Source organism: Vibrio sp. Hep-1b-8, assembly GCF_006124995.1.
Lineage (GTDB): Bacteria > Pseudomonadota > Gammaproteobacteria > Enterobacterales > Vibrionaceae > Vibrio.
On record NZ_QEWN01000111.1, the window covers coordinates 99,980 to 114,506 of the forward strand.

Below are 14,527 nucleotides of genomic sequence, written 5' to 3' on the forward strand. Positions count from 1 at the left end.
AGAAATGTCCGCCTCTGCTCAAGTAATTAAGTTAACCTTTCTAATTGCTATTCTGACTGCTGTGGGTCAAATGACTCAAACCATGTACGTGCCATCTATTGGCCATATGGCAAATGAGTTTTTAGTTAGTCCATCTGCACTTCAAGCAGTAATGGCCTGCTATCTGATCCCTTACGGTTTCTCGCAGTTCGTATATGGACCGCTATCAGACCGTCTGGGGCGCAAACCAATCATCGTTGCAGGACTGCTGATCTATATCGCAGGCACACTTGTGGCGCTCTTTGCCCACGACTACGATTGGTTCCTAGCCGGTAGCTTTATCCAAGGCCTAGGCATCGGTTGTGGTGGTGCTATGTCTCGCACGCTAACTCGCGATCTGTTTGATGGCAGCGAGCTGCACAAGGTGAATAGCTTGATTAGCATGTGCGTGATCTTTTCACCTCTTATTGCTCCGGTTTTGGGTGGCTATCTCACCGAATCATTCGGGTGGCGTTCAAGCTACATGTTCTTAGCGCTATTTGGTATTGCTGTTGTGATTACAATGCTGACAAGCTTTATCGAGACCCTGCCTCGTGAAAAACGTCGTTATGAGAAAGTCACCAGTAGCTATCGTTATGTATTGTCAGATCGCCGTTTTCAAGGTTATCTGCTCTGCTTAGTCGCAACATTTTCAGGTATTGCTATCTTTGAAGCTGCCGCGGGTGTCTTGCTGGGTGGCGTATTGAAATTGCCAGCAACGACTGTCAGCCTACTGTTTGTCCTACCGATTCCGGGTTACTTGGTTGGTGCTGCGTTATCAAGCTTTATCGCGACGAGAAAAAATGAAAAACACGCTTTGAGTGTCGGACTGGTCGCTATTATGGCTGGCTCACTCGTGGTTCTGTTACCTGGATTACTAGGTCAAACAAGTGCCTTAACGCTCATTGGCGGTGCGACCATCTACTTTTTAGGCGCTGGCATATTATTCCCAGCAGCAACGACAGGTGCGCTATCACCTTTGCCTTATCATGCTGGAACAGGTGGTGCGGTACTCGGTGGAATGCAAAACTTGGGCGCGGGATTGGCAACCCTTGGTGCATCTATGATTCCTGCACCGGACCAGATGCCGCTCGGCGCACTGATGTTGGTCATGTCAATTGTCGCTTTGCTCGGTCTGATTCGTGTTTACCGTAAGCACGATCCCTCTAACGAAATGCCACTGGCGATCTAAAGTAATAAGGAGCGCATCGCGCTCCTTTTTTTCTACCATTTTTTCATCAAGCGACCGACGAGATTCGGATGATAGGCCCACGTGTGGTCAAACATCGACATCAACTGAGGGTTGCCATACTTTGATAAGCTGATCGCGTGGAATCGATTTTTACGCGCTTTAAGCTTCTCGACTTGTTGCACCATCTCATCTGACTGCTTAGGTGCGATAAAGTCAGAAATAACCACCATGTCAGCATTGCGATATTTGTCGCCGCACATCAAATCGATCGACTTCATCAGCACAGGTTCCAAGTCCGTACCACCGTGAAAGCTGTAAGTAAGAAAATCACTCGCTTCGCGCAGACCATCTTGCTTCGTCAACTCATAGGTTATCTGCTCAGTAGAAAACAGAATCACGTAACATTCGCGGTCTTCAGCCAAGGCAATTTGCATCAAGGCATAGGCCATCGCCTTTGCACACTGCTCTGGAAAGCCACTCATTGAACCAGACGCATCAACACAAACGATGAATGGCCCTTTTTCAACATCAACTTGCTTGTGGTCTGGTTGTTGTGCTCGGATCTTGCGCAGGGCTCTTGATTTGCCCTGCATGCGGTAGTTCATCAATCGCTTATCGACTAAATGTTTGTAGAACACCACTTCCAACTCTGGATAGGCAAGAAACATGGTTTCATTAGGCAGTAGCTTGTTGAGATCGTCACTCTGGTGAATGCCGACAATATCATCTGTTGCTTCGTCGGATTTCTCTTCGACCATTTGCAACTCTTCTGCTGGTGCGCGCTGTAGCTCTGGATCATCAACTTGCCCAGCCATTCGACCAAGCTGCTCAGCAATTTCTTGCAAGCCTTTGTTCTTTTTCAGAAATTCCGCATGACGCTTCATCACTGTCAAGTCAGATTTACTTAGCTTCGCGGACGCCATATCCCACAATCGACCCACACTGCCTTCGTCCCCCTCTTCCGTCACTTTATCCATGTTTTTCATGGTTTCCATGCGCTGATAGAGGTCTTTGAGGACTTTCTCTTTACTGACTTCAAGCTCATTTAACTGAGCCTGGCGCAAAGCATCGGAAAGGCTTTGGTACCATTGATCACAAAAGTAATGGGGAAACATAGGGTTGTTGAAACCCTTATTTTTTTCCATTAAACGGCGGGCTTTTAGATAGAACGCGGAATGCCATTCTAGCTTTGTGATCACTTGAGGAATCTCTTCAAAGAACTGTGTTTCATCCCAATGAATCACTTCCTGATACAACGCCAGTTCTTGCTGAAAACGTTCTGTTTCACACACTTTAGTGATGCGTTTCTTCACGCTGCCACGCCATTTAAGCAGGTGATTTTTAACCGAGCTTTTCACACCGCGATTCTCTGCCATCACCATCACTTGTGAACGAGCAATGAGATCGTTCACCGCAGAATCGATAATTCCCGAGTCGGCGATGGCCAGAGCTAAGTTTAATCCGTCGGCACCTAACATATCGGCTCCTTATGAGAAAAACTGGTTTAAGTTTTTAAAACGGAAAACCGTACGTTCACATTCAGACTTGGTCGACTCCAATACTTGTTGAAGGTTCTGCAAGCTCGCCTCCATTACTCGTGGTAGTTCTTGATCAATAAAGCCGTGTGGTAACGCACCATGGAAGTTAGAGCGAACTTTGCGTAAGTGATGTTCGGCATTTTCTAGCTGTGACATCGCCTGCTCTGACTTAGTTAACCACTCTTGATAAAGTGACTCATCTAGCCCCTTGTTGGTTACGACAGAGACCAACACAGCGCGATTAGCAATATCTTTGATAACAAGATTATTCGCCGCATCGAGGTCGAAGCGCAGACGACACATATTGGTGTTCTGATTAACATAGCCATAGACATCACCCTGACCATCTTTAATCACTCGCTCTAACTCATTCTTAGGCACGTATACCCAACGGCTGTCGCCCTTCTCCGATTCGGAAACCGACATATTGCTTTGGAGTAAAACCAACTTGACCAAATCAAATGCGCTGCCAACTTTGTAGCTCTTGGCATTTGAAATATCGTAGCTGTGAATCTGCTTCTTAATCAGACCCGTTGTTGTTTCTGTACCCAGTGTTATGCCAAATTGTGACTCCAGCGCTTCTTGAATATCGCCAAGCTCTTCGCGACACAGGGTGATTTGTTGCTCGACTTCCTGTTGGTCAAACGCGTGATTAAGAGCAAACTGCTTGATGACATTACGCACAACATCACGTGATTCAGGACTGTTCCACAAACAATCTTGCAGCAGGAGTAAATCAAGAGGATTAATTGAATCACGACCGTTGAAATAAGCACTCGCTTTAAGGAGTTTTACCGCCTTCTTCCAGCGACGGTCTGAGACATACATGTCGGTATCGGCAACATCGCCTCCCGTTGTTGAGGTCGCCGCATTCTCTAGCATCGTTTTCAGTTCGAAAAGTTTTTCGAACACCTCATCTGACAATTCAAGTTTATCCAATTCGGACTGCCACTGATGATACTCTTCATCGGTAATCGCAAGACCTTCCGGAATAGCGGCTTCTTGTGGTGTACCAACCGTTAACATCGACTTAAAGTTATTCTTGTTCTGAATGCGATTGACGAACACTCGTACTAGCATTCGGTCATATAGCGCTTCTAGCCCACTATCTTCATCCGGTAGTTCATTGGAGGCTGACACCAACAAACGCATTGGTACTCGATGGATATCGCTGCCATTTTTAAACGTTTTTTCGTTAACCACCGTAAGTAGCGTGTTAAGAATTGCTGGGCCTGCTTTCCAGATTTCGTCAAGAAACACCACTTGCGCTGTCGGCAAATAGCCCTCAGTTAGACGTAGATAACGACCGTTGTCTTTGAGTTCCTGAATACTAAGTGGGCCAAACACCTCTTCAGGCGTCGAAAATCTGGTCATTAAGTATTCAAAATAAGAAGAGTTGTCAAAGGCTTGAATAAGACGTTTCGCAATCAGACTCTTGGCAATACCCGGAGGGCCAAGTAAGAAAACACTTTCACCCGCTAGCGCTGCTAGCAAACAGAGCTTGATGGTTTCTTCTCTTTCATACACACCATCAGAAAGCGCTTGAGCCAATTTACTGATCCGTTCAGAGAGCAATGCTTTTTGTGAGTGAGACACTCGATTTGGGCTAATCATTTTCGTGCTCTCCTAGGGACACCTTGAAACCTTGTATGTATAATTTTATACATTTGTTATCATTTTGTTACAAGTGCATTTTTTTTGATTGGACGGATCTTTATAGCAGAAGCGGTTTTTACGTAACGCCTAGAAATCAATGTTTGCACTTTTGATAGTTTAATCACTGTTCTGCATAACCTACTCAGCAACTAGGAATGGAATTGATCTTTATCTCTGCAAGCCGAAGCTGTAATGTAGGCCAGTCTAGAGCTATGGACGAATAAAGCGATTCAATGGAAAATCAAACCAAAACTATCCATTCGTGGAAAAGCATTTCTTTGATAGAAGAAAATCTGACGCTTCCCAATGGCAAAAACATCACCCACACCACCATTTCTCATCCTGGAGCGACTGTGATTCTTCCGATCGATAACGATGGACAGATCATTGTTATCAATCAGTACCGACCTTCATTGAAAAAATGGCTTCTGGAGTTACCCGCTGGAACGCTAGAGAGTGGCGAACCCGTCGAGGTTTGTGCCCACAGAGAGCTTGAAGAAGAGACTGGTTACAGCGCAAAAAGCATGATATCTCTAGGACAGGTAACACCTCTCGCGGGTTTCTGTGATGAAATTCAATACCTATTCGTCGCGAAAGATCTGAGCCATACGCAACGTTACCAGTGCGACGAAGATGAGGTCATCGACGTTATCTCGCTATCGATAGAACAACTCGAACAAAAAATCATTCAAGGCGAAATCACCGATGCTAAAACGATCGCGTGTTTAAGCAAAGCCAAGCTATGTGGATATATTTAGGAGATTAATTTATGGATTTTCGTTCTGATACCGTAACCAAACCAACCGAAGCAATGCGCAAAGCGATGAGTGAAGCGCTTGTCGGTGATGATGTTTATGGTGATGACCCAACCGTTAATGAGTTGGAGCAATGGGCTGCGCAGCGACACGGTTTCGAAGCCGCACTATTTACCACATCGGGTACTCAGGCGAATCTACTTGGCTTAATGGCTCACTGTCAGCGCGGCGATGAGTATTTATGTGGTCAGCAAGCGCACAACTATAAGTACGAAGCTGGAGGTGCCGCAGTACTTGGCTCAATTCAACCTCAGCCGATTGAAAACAACCCAGACGGGACGCTCGATTTTGCAAAGCTCGCAGCAGCGATCAAACCGGATGACTCACACTTTGCCCGAACTAAATTACTCAGCCTCGAAAACACCATTAATGGCAAAGTGCTACCGCTTAGCTATTTGGCACAAGCGCGAGAGTTTGTTAATCACCACGGTTTAATGCTTCATCTTGACGGTGCGCGTGTTTACAACGCAGCAGTCGCACTGGATATCGATGTTAAAGAGATTGCCCAATACTTTGATTCCATGACTATCTGCTTGTCAAAGGGACTCGCAGCACCGATTGGCTCTTTGCTGCTAGGCAGCAGCGAATTTATCGCCCGAGCTCGTCGCTTACGTAAAATGGTCGGTGGCGGTATGCGTCAGGCCGGTATTTTGGCAGCGGCCGGCAAACTCGCATTAACTGAGCAAGTTGAACAACTCAAGTTAGATCATGCCAACGCAAAACGTCTTGCTGAAGGCCTAAGCAAGATCGATGGTTATCATGTTAAACCAGAGTTGGTAGAAACGAATATTGTGTTTGCCAAACTCGATGAGAACATTGATATCAAACAGATCGCGGCAAAACTGGCAGACGATGGCATCACAGTCTCACCAGGAAATCCAATCCGCTTCGTCACTCATAAAGATGTCACAGGCGAAGATATTGATACTTTGCTAGCAAAACTGGCACAGTACAGCCAATAATGACTTCAAACTCTTGAGCTTCCCCTTAGGGGAAGCTTTATTCTAGCTCCATCATTGTTTACCGAGTTCAACTGATGGCAAGAGTCTTCTTACTTCTACTGTTATTGTCACCCTTCTCTCAAGCTGAGTTATTCGGCGACCCAGAACTGGGCAAAATCAAAGCGCCAAGCTGCGTCTTTTGTCATGGTCAAACAGGGCAAGCGGTTAAGCCGTCTTACCCTAACATCAATGGTCAAAACGCTCAGTATCTATACCAATCTATGAAAGATTATCAGCAAGGTAATCGGACTGGACCACTGGCAGAAATGATGAAAGGTCAGCTTTCGCGCCTTAATGATCAAGATCTAAAAGACATTGCCGCTTACTTCTCCAGTCAAAACTAACGTCGGCAAATAGAACAAAGCCTTTTCCTCGGGATGCTTTCCCCGCCGTAATACCAAAAGACGCTGAATGCTGTAGATAGCCGGTGCGCCCATCTTACTTCTCTACTACCAGAAGAGAGTGAAGCCGTACTTCTTGGCTCTGCAATGTTGGGCTCCGTTGCCGCAGGGTTCTACAGTGATATTCCAGATGCAATGAATGCGATGAGTCGGATAAGCAAAAGCGTGATGCCTCAGACAGAGAAAATAAAACACTTTTATGATGCTAAGTACAAAATTTTCCACAAAATGTACGAGGACGATGTTCAATACAAACGTCTAATGGAAGCGTTTTAAAACACCAAACCCAAGGCTCACCACCTTGGGTTTTCTACTTCTGGGTACAGATAAGCGATACCATCACATTGGCTCACTCACCCCTTAGATAAATGATTTAGTTGTTGATGCGTTGATGCTTGCCAGTTAAACGGCATGCTAATCAGTACCGTGATGGTGTCAACCAGTACTGCCACGCAAATCTGATGAGTTTGTGAGAAAGCGAGAACGTTACTCTGTAGCACTCTCTTCATCTTGCTGATAAATTGAATGTTTGAATTGATCATTAAGTCTTTTGATTTTGACGACCTCAAGCTCATGGAAAAGTGAGTACAAATTATTTAACAACGCTTGCTTTTCTTCGAGAGTCGATGTGAATATCAATCCCTTGTATCCCATTTGACCTTTTTCAGGAATCGTAAAAGAAAGTACGTTATCGTTGATTAAATTAAAAACGACACTGCGATCATCAATTAACAGACAGCACTTATCAACGGTTGGCTTAAAATTGGTCATCCCAAATGACATCAGTGCAAATGCCCCCGCACCCACTAAGGCTAACGGGCCAAGTAACAAAACCGCAATAACACACACCACAATTCCCACCCACGCAAAGCCGCGCACGATTTTATACGCCACCTCTGGGATCATATCTTGCTCCGTGTAATGAATACCCAGTGCGGTTAAGTGATAACAGCGATGTTTATCAGGCCCGAACAAGTACCTTGATACAAACACCATTATTAAACCAGCTGATGAAAACAGCCAAAAACCAGATTGATAAATAGCATCATCTTCTACGACTAATAAGAACAACGGGAATAGTGAGCCAGCCAATATCGCTGTGCACCACTCTATTAAGTGACTATACTTCCCCTCTCCACCTATATATTCCCAAGAGTACGCTATCTCAACGTTATAAAGTTGTTCCTTTAGAGACTCTATGCTTTGGTTATTCTTCATTGGTCTATTCTCACTTCAATAATACGAGTGCCAAATTCTTTTGGCGCAGGCTCTACGGTTAAATCACCTTGTTTTTTACCTGACGCTATATAGCCCAGTTGTTGATGTTTTGAGGCTTGCCAGTTAAACGGCATGCTAACTAACAATGTAATGGTATCGTCCGTGCTGCCACCCAAATTTAATCACTCTGTGAGAAAGCGAGAGCGTTACTCTGTTGCACTCTCTTCATCTTGCTGATAAACAGGGTGTTTATATTGGTCATTAAGTCTTTTGATTTTGACGATCTCTATGTTGGGAAAAGTCTTTTTTAAGTAAGCAAGTAACTCTTCTTTTTGCTCAGGGAATATAAAAATATCACCGGAGTAAGCAAGAGTTCCTATATCTGGGGTTGTAAATGAAACGACACCATCGTTTATTAGATTAAAAGCGACGCTACGTTCGTCCATGAGAAGATAAGATTTAATTACCTCTGGCTGAAAATTGGTCATCCCAAATGACATCAGTGCAAATGCCCCTGCACCCACTAAGGCTAACGGGCCAAGTAGCAAAACCGCAATAATACACACCACAATTCCCACCCAAGCAAAGCCGCGCACGATTTTATACGCCACCTCTGGGATCATATCCTGCTCTGTATAGTGAATACCGATTGAGGTTAAGTGATAACAGCGGAGCTTATCGGGTAAATACAAATATCTTGAGGCCAGCATCATCATTGTTGTGAGGGCAAAAAGCCCCCAAAAAGCGAGTGAGTCCACTGTTAGCCCATCGAGAACAAACCAAAAAAAGCCGAACAATGAATAACAGATTAATATCGACGTTCCCCAATTTATTAAATGGCCGTGTTTGCCAATTATCGATGACCCTTTGTGTTCCCAAGAATACGCTACCTCAGCGTTATAAAGTTGTTCCTTAAGGGACTCGATGTCTTGTTTACTCTTCATTCGTCAATTCTCACTTCAATAAGACGAGTGCCAAATTCTTTTGGCTCAGGCTCTACGGTTAAATCACCTTGTTTTTTACCTGACGCTATATAGCCCAGTTGTTGATGTTTTGAGGCTTGCCAGTTAAACGGCATGCTAACCAGTACCGTGATGGTGTCAACCAGTACTGCCACGCAAATCTGATGAGTTTGTGAGAAAGCGAGAACGTTACTCTGTAGCACTCTCTTCATCTTGCTGATAAATCGGGTGCTTATACTTATCATTCAGCTTTTTTATTTCGACTATTTCAATTTCAGGGAAAGCCGACTTTAGATGAGAAAGTAACGCTGTTTTTTGATCAAGCGTCGAAATAAAAACAGTCCCTATATAATCAAATGTTTCTCGATTAGGGCTTCCAAATGACAGCACTGAGTCATGATTTAGATTAAACACGACACTGCGATCATCTATAAGCACATAAGACTTATCAACGGTTGGTTTAAAATTGGTCATCCCAAATGACATCAGTGCAAATGCCCCCGCACCCACTAAGGCTAACGGGCCAAGTAAAAAAACCGCAATAAAACACACCAAAATTCCCACCCACGCCAAACCACGCACGATTTTATAAGCCACCTCTGGGATCATATCTTGCTCCGTGTAATGAATACCCCGTGAGGTTAAGTGATAACAGCGATGTTTATCAGGAAAATACAGATACCTTGTTATCAATACCATCATGGTCATTAAAGCAAAAGCTACCCAAAACATCGGGGTATCTACGGTAAAATCATCAAGAACAAGCCAAAAAAAGCCAAATATTGAACAGCCAACAAATATTGCCATTCCCCATATCCCTAGACGATCGTATTTACCGCCATATCCTTTGTGCTCCCAAGAGTAGGCTATCTCAACGTTATAAAGTTGTTCCTTTAGAGACTCTATACTTTGATCATTATTCATTAGTCGATTCTCACTTCAATAAGACGAGTGCTAAATTCTTTTGGCGCAGGTTCTACGGTTAAATCACCTTGTTTTTTACCTGACGCTATATAGCCCAGTTGTTGATGTTTTGAGGCTTGCCAGCTAAACGGCATGCTAACCAGTATCGTGATGGTATCGACCAGTGCTGCCGCCCAAATTTAATCACTCTGTGAGAAAGCGAGAACGTTACTCCGTTGCACTCTCTTCATCTCGCTGATAAACAGGGTGTTTATATTGGTCATTAAGTCTTTTGATTTTGACGATCTCTATGTTGGGAAAAGTCTTTTTTAAGTAAGCAAGTAACTCTTCTTTTTGCTCAAGAGAGATATAGATATCACCTGAGAAGGCATGCACACCTTTCTCAGGAACAGCAAATGACATCACACCATCGTTCGTTAGATTAAAGGCGACACTGCTATCATCAATTAACAGACAGCACTTATCAACGATTGGTTTAAAATTGGTCATCCCAAATGACATCAGTGCAAATGCCCCTGCACCGACAAGCGCCAAGGGGCCAAGTAACAAAACCGCAATAACACACACCACAATTCCCACCCAAGCAAAGCCGCGCACGATTTTATACGCCACCTCTGGGATCATATCTTGCTCTGTGTAATGGATACCCAGTGTAGTTAGGTGATAACAGCGATGCTTATCCGGAATAAACAAATATCTTGTTATCAAAACTCCTATTGTAGCCAAAACAAAACAAAACCAAAAACCTGCACTCCACATAGCGGTACTGCTCACCATCACTAAAAATATTGGTAAAAATAGGCCAATAAATAGAGCTAGGAGCCATCGAATAATTGGAGAATAATTTCCATCGGGACCAATATGCTCCCAACAATAAACTACCTTATCCTGGTACAACTTTTCTTTTAATGTTTCGATTCTGTCATTAGAGGTCATCTATTCTATTCTCACTTCAATAGTACGAGTCGCAAATTCTTTTGGCGCAGGTTCTACGGTTAAATCACCTTGTTTTTTACCTGACGCTATATAGCCCAGTTGTTGATGTTTTGAGGCTTGCCAGTTAAACGGCATGCTAACTAACACTGTAATGGTATCATCCGTGGTGCCGCCGGTAGTCAGTCGATAGATGGGATCTCCCTCTTCGTTATCTAAATGCCAAGTACCCTGTTGCTCATTAAGAAGCTGAGCGGGTATCTCCTCACTGGTGCCATAGCTATAAACTTGTTTGGGCTTACGCGTTATTTGTAAGCCAATCCGTTGGCCTATGGTAAATGCAGGCAAGGTCAACTCCAATTGCCATTGGTTGGTGCCAGTGTCCATCCATTGGGAAGGTTTTCGGTTAGGGACTGAGTTAAGCTGAACCTGAGGTTTATGAATAATGTGTTCTAAGTGAGTTAACTCCTCGATAGGCTTCCATTGCTTCGATTGTTTGCCCCATATGGAGTGAAGCAGCCATTTCTCAAGTTCTGAACGTTTAAAGACATTAATGATGATGACACCAATCAGATATACAATACCAACAACCATAAGTGTAGTAAGCATCCAAGAGGCGACAATGGCACTGATACTACCAACACCTAACCGACTAAAGAAATTTAATGTAAATTGAGCAACAAAAACTAATGTCTGTGATCCTGTGGATAGTCCTTTTAACCCATAACCCAACCGCTCCATTGGCGCATGACTTGAATCTTTGAATTTATCGTAGCTTTCCCATGTTTCGAACCCCGTGGCAATCAAGCCAAACAAAGAGACCGCCGCCGTGGTTTTCGCAAAAGTTTTGAGTGTAGCCACCTCTGAAACACTAGATGTCACCATTGCTTTGTTAAGGTTTTTTTTAAGCAATTCTGAATCTTTAACAATAATGTCCCAAGCAGCATCTCGCCACACAGCGGCAACAGCAGAGACCGCATAACCTGTCGCATAGGTCGCTTCTCTAATTGCAGGGTTAGTCCACAAGCTAGTATTCGGGTGTTGCGCGACTTTATGGCGGATGTCTTGCAGAACAACCGACACGTTCCAAAGGTTTAGGAGGGCGACGACACCCCCCATTTTACCCAATTTGTCCCATGATGCTTGAGTAAGCTGCTTACCTTGTTGCCAACTCCGTTCTACTGCATCGTTAAGCATTTGCTTGGCGGTGTTATTGACCGCGTCATGCTTAAGCATCACCATCATTGGCAACTCACTACTCAACAACTTCTGCATTTTCTGCTGAGCACTGCGCATGGTTTGTATCTGGTGGTTCTTTGGCGTCACCTCTCCTGAGGGAAGCTGGTTGATACGACGAATTGTTGCCATTTCGGTGTTTAACTTTCGCTGCCATGTTTTAAACTGTGCGGGATAGTCAGGATTATGAACCACGATAGCTTCTGGGTTCACGATGGCCTCTAACATAACTAGCCGCAAGTTGCTGACTAAACCTTCCGGTGTAGCGGTGGTATTCATCTGGCTAGGGAACAGCAAGTTCGAAGTAGCACGCCAACTCTCTTGGGCCACCCCTGAGACGGCTTTTTGAAGTGCAATAAAGCTAAGCTGTACCGGCTCAGCTAGTGCTTTAAACCACGCTTTATCATGCATACGCACGTCACTGGTGAACCCACCCCAGTTAGCAATCGCACCCGATACAGTGACCATGTCACTGGAGTTCTCCATTGAGAGCAGACTGTTACCAAGTTCATCGACGTAAGCGTTCAGTGCTTGCCAGTTTTCTAACTTAAAACCGAGAGAAGCTAGAGCGAAAAGCGTTTTGGGCGAATCCAGTGAAAGCGCCTGTTTCAACTGCTCATTCGCTTGCTCGGTATTTACCGCTTGTTTTACCACCGCTAAGTACTGGCTGGTTAAGCTAAGTAGATAAGTAAGGTGAGTCTCGTCTTGATTATCGAGACCAAAAACCAGTGGGTCAGTCCCCAATTGCTCAAATACGGTCATAAAATCTTGATAAAGCACATCGATACGCTCATCTAGACCTTTAATCTGAGTGTAATACTGAGTAAGGAAAGCATCGAGTTCACTCCAGTTGACTTCGTCACTAAACACCGTATTGCGCTGCCAACTTTCTCGTTGCGCGGCAGTCGGAGTGAAGCGATACGTCTGTTTTAGCTCAGCAAGCTTCTCAATCGCTTGTTCTTGAAGTGGAGTAAACGGGGCGTTGCCGACATTCGGGTTAGCTTCAAGGGCGGTACGCTCTTTATCTGCCAGAGATTGAGTGGCGACATATTCAGTAAGTTGACGTTCAAACTCCATCACCTTGATTGGGTCATCTTTAACCTGCACCGGTAACTCATCATGTTCTACTCTTATCCGCCCTAGTGTTCGAGTCAGTTCGGCCATTTGTAGCTTGTGAAGATTGTCTTCATCTTGGTGGGCTGTGCTGTGCGCCGCAACCTGTTTGGAAAGAGGTAAGAACAAGTCGCTCACATCCGCTAGAGGGTCATCGAGGGCAATAAACATCCCGCAATCTTGGGCGGGCAAGTCAGCTCGATAATCTAAGTCCCAACACCCAGCCTTGTCTGCCACATGTTTGAAGTCATCAACTCCGCCTTCAATGGGTGTTAATGGTGTACAGGTCGTATCAAACACACCTGTCGGTGCTCCATCGGTGCCAACATCAGCGACATACTTGCCAAGCTGAGACGAAAGGCCCGCATGGGGGTGACTCTGTGTTGAATGGAACTGTTGCAAATTTACCTTACGCATCCATGTCGAACGATGGGATAGGTTAGAACGCATATGCTCACACAGTCGCCATGTCCAGCGTTGATGGGCAAACGTCATATAGAGTGTATTTTTCGCTGGGTAGACCAAGCAGGTTTTCGTTTCGCCTTTGCTGCCACGCTGATTCGCAGGTTTATCCGCTTCATCGTTTGACCAGTCAATTTTGGTCAACTCATACCCTTTCACCTGATACTCATCAAAAGTCTTATCCGTCTCGTCATAGACATACAACCAACTGTAAACCTCCCCTAAACTAGTGGCATACCATTTTAGAGTTCTTCGGCTTAGACTGAGCATAGAAGGAGAACCCGCGATGAAAAAATCACGTTACTCAGAAACACAAATCGTCAAAATCTTAAAAGAAGTGGAAGTGGGTCGTAAGGTCAATGAAGTGTGCCGTGAATACGGCATTTCAGATGCCACCTACTACAACTGGAAAGCAAAATACGGTGGGATGGAAGCCTCTGAAGTCAAACGCCTTAAAGACTTAGAAGAGGAGAATCGTCGCTTGAAAGCCATGTTTGCTGAGTTGAGCTTAGAGCATCGAATTCTCAAGGACATCGTAGAAAAAAAGCTGTAAAGCCAGCGATAAGACGCGAACTGGTTGAGTATGCCAGACAACGGCACAATGCCAGTTTACGTCTTGCTTGTCGCGCAGTTGGCATTAGTGATTCGGTTTATCGATACCAGCCTAAAGCGAATAACGATCATGAAGTGATTGTTGAACTGCAAAAGGCGGTTGAGCGTTATCCAGCCTACGGTTTTAGCAAATTGCTCAAAATACTTCGTCGCTGGGGACATGGCTGGAATCATAAACGGATATATCGGATTTACTGCGAACTCAAACTCAATAGGCGTCGTAAAGCGAAAAAACGCTTACCAACTCGTTCGCCTGAGCCGCTTAATGTGCCTATGGTAGCTAACCAGTGTTGGTCGATTGACTTTATGAGTGACAGCTTACAGTGCGGACGTCGATTTAGAACCTTCAACGTAGTGGATGACTTCAATCGTGAAGCACTCGCTATCGAAGTGGATTTAAGCCTCCCAGCGCAACGAGTGGTTCGAGTGCTTGAACGAATCATTGC

14 protein-coding genes and 2 pseudogenes are annotated in these 14,527 nt (G+C 44.7%); 6 read left to right on the forward strand and 10 right to left on the reverse strand.

All coding sequences use genetic code 11. The annotated features are described in order from the left end of the window. The first annotated feature begins 4 nt into the window (after positions 1–4). Positions 5–1,210, forward strand: coding sequence for a multidrug efflux MFS transporter EmrD (gene emrD, locus DA100_RS13595; protein WP_138972638.1), 1,206 nt, complete (start codon positions 5–7; stop codon positions 1,208–1,210). 32 nt (positions 1,211–1,242) lie between these two features. Here the strand turns inward: emrD and viaA are convergent, their stop codons facing one another. Both viaA and DA100_RS13605 read right to left on the reverse strand, forming a co-directional pair. Further along, positions 1,243–2,688: an ATPase RavA stimulator ViaA gene (viaA, locus tag DA100_RS13600; protein ID WP_138972639.1), complete on the reverse strand. Its 1,446-nt coding sequence runs from the start codon at positions 2,686–2,688 to the stop codon at positions 1,243–1,245. Between the two features lie 9 nt (positions 2,689–2,697). Continuing rightward, positions 2,698–4,362: an ATPase RavA domain-containing protein gene (locus tag DA100_RS13605; protein WP_138972640.1), complete on the reverse strand. Its 1,665-nt coding sequence runs from the start codon at positions 4,360–4,362 to the stop codon at positions 2,698–2,700. 275 nt (positions 4,363–4,637) lie between these two features. Between DA100_RS13605 and DA100_RS13610 the strand changes: the two genes are divergently transcribed. The 4 genes and pseudogenes from DA100_RS13610 to DA100_RS13625 form a co-directional block, all read left to right on the forward strand. Then, positions 4,638–5,162, forward strand: a complete 525-nt coding sequence (locus DA100_RS13610; protein WP_138972641.1) for an NUDIX hydrolase — start codon at positions 4,638–4,640, stop codon at positions 5,160–5,162. Positions 5,163–5,173: 11 nt separating this feature from the next. Beyond that, positions 5,174–6,181, forward strand: a complete 1,008-nt coding sequence (ltaE, locus tag DA100_RS13615) for a low-specificity L-threonine aldolase (RefSeq protein ID WP_138972642.1) — start codon at positions 5,174–5,176, stop codon at positions 6,179–6,181. A 74-nt stretch (positions 6,182–6,255) separates the two neighbouring features. Then, the gene (locus DA100_RS13620; RefSeq protein WP_138972643.1) at positions 6,256–6,564 is read left to right on the forward strand and encodes a cytochrome c; all 309 of its coding nucleotides are present in this window, start codon (positions 6,256–6,258) and stop codon (positions 6,562–6,564) included. Positions 6,565–6,666: 102 nt separating this feature from the next. After that, positions 6,667–6,897: pseudogene (locus tag DA100_RS13625) on the forward strand (ribulokinase); the annotation flags it as partial. A 210-nt stretch (positions 6,898–7,107) separates the two neighbouring features. Here DA100_RS13625 and DA100_RS13630 read toward each other — a convergent pair. The 8 genes from DA100_RS13630 to DA100_RS21165 all read right to left on the reverse strand — a co-directional run bounded on the left by DA100_RS13630 (position 7,108) and on the right by DA100_RS21165 (position 13,739). Continuing rightward, a complete protein-coding gene (locus DA100_RS13630) occupies positions 7,108–7,839 on the reverse strand; it encodes a hypothetical protein (protein WP_138972644.1) in 732 nt (243 codons plus the stop codon). Next, positions 7,836–8,015, reverse strand: coding sequence for a hypothetical protein (locus DA100_RS13635; protein WP_138972645.1), 180 nt, complete (start codon positions 8,013–8,015; stop codon positions 7,836–7,838). Before DA100_RS13635 ends, DA100_RS13630 begins: the two co-directional genes overlap by 4 nt. 30 nt (positions 8,016–8,045) lie before the next feature. Continuing rightward, positions 8,046–8,783 (reverse strand): hypothetical protein, encoded by a 738-nt coding sequence (locus tag DA100_RS13640; protein ID WP_138972646.1) that lies wholly within the window; start codon positions 8,781–8,783, stop codon positions 8,046–8,048. Next, positions 8,780–9,004 carry a hypothetical protein gene (locus tag DA100_RS13645; RefSeq protein ID WP_138972647.1) on the reverse strand — a complete coding sequence of 75 codons (225 nt, stop codon included), beginning with the start codon at positions 9,002–9,004 and terminating at the stop codon, positions 8,780–8,782. Before DA100_RS13645 ends, DA100_RS13640 begins: the two co-directional genes overlap by 4 nt. Continuing rightward, complete coding sequence (locus tag DA100_RS13650; RefSeq protein ID WP_138972648.1) at positions 8,991–9,725, reverse strand: hypothetical protein; 735 nt, start codon at positions 9,723–9,725, stop codon at positions 8,991–8,993. Before DA100_RS13650 ends, DA100_RS13645 begins: the two co-directional genes overlap by 14 nt. Beyond that, entirely contained in the window at positions 9,725–9,859 is a 135-nt protein-coding gene (locus DA100_RS21530) for a hypothetical protein (RefSeq protein WP_276608344.1), read from the reverse strand. The genes DA100_RS13650 and DA100_RS21530 overlap by 1 nt, the downstream gene beginning before the upstream one ends. A 73-nt stretch (positions 9,860–9,932) precedes the next feature. Continuing rightward, on the reverse strand, positions 9,933–10,661 hold the full coding sequence (locus DA100_RS13655; protein ID WP_138972649.1) for a hypothetical protein: 729 nt from the start codon (positions 10,659–10,661) through the stop codon (positions 9,933–9,935). Further along, on the reverse strand, positions 10,662–13,739 hold the full coding sequence (locus DA100_RS21165) for a T6SS effector BTH_I2691 family protein (RefSeq protein WP_138972650.1): 3,078 nt from the start codon (positions 13,737–13,739) through the stop codon (positions 10,662–10,664). It lies immediately after the preceding gene. Positions 13,740–13,755: 16 nt separating this feature from the next. Here DA100_RS21165 and DA100_RS13665 point away from each other — a divergent pair. Beyond that, positions 13,756–14,527, forward strand: a pseudogene (locus tag DA100_RS13665) (IS3 family transposase); the annotation flags it as partial.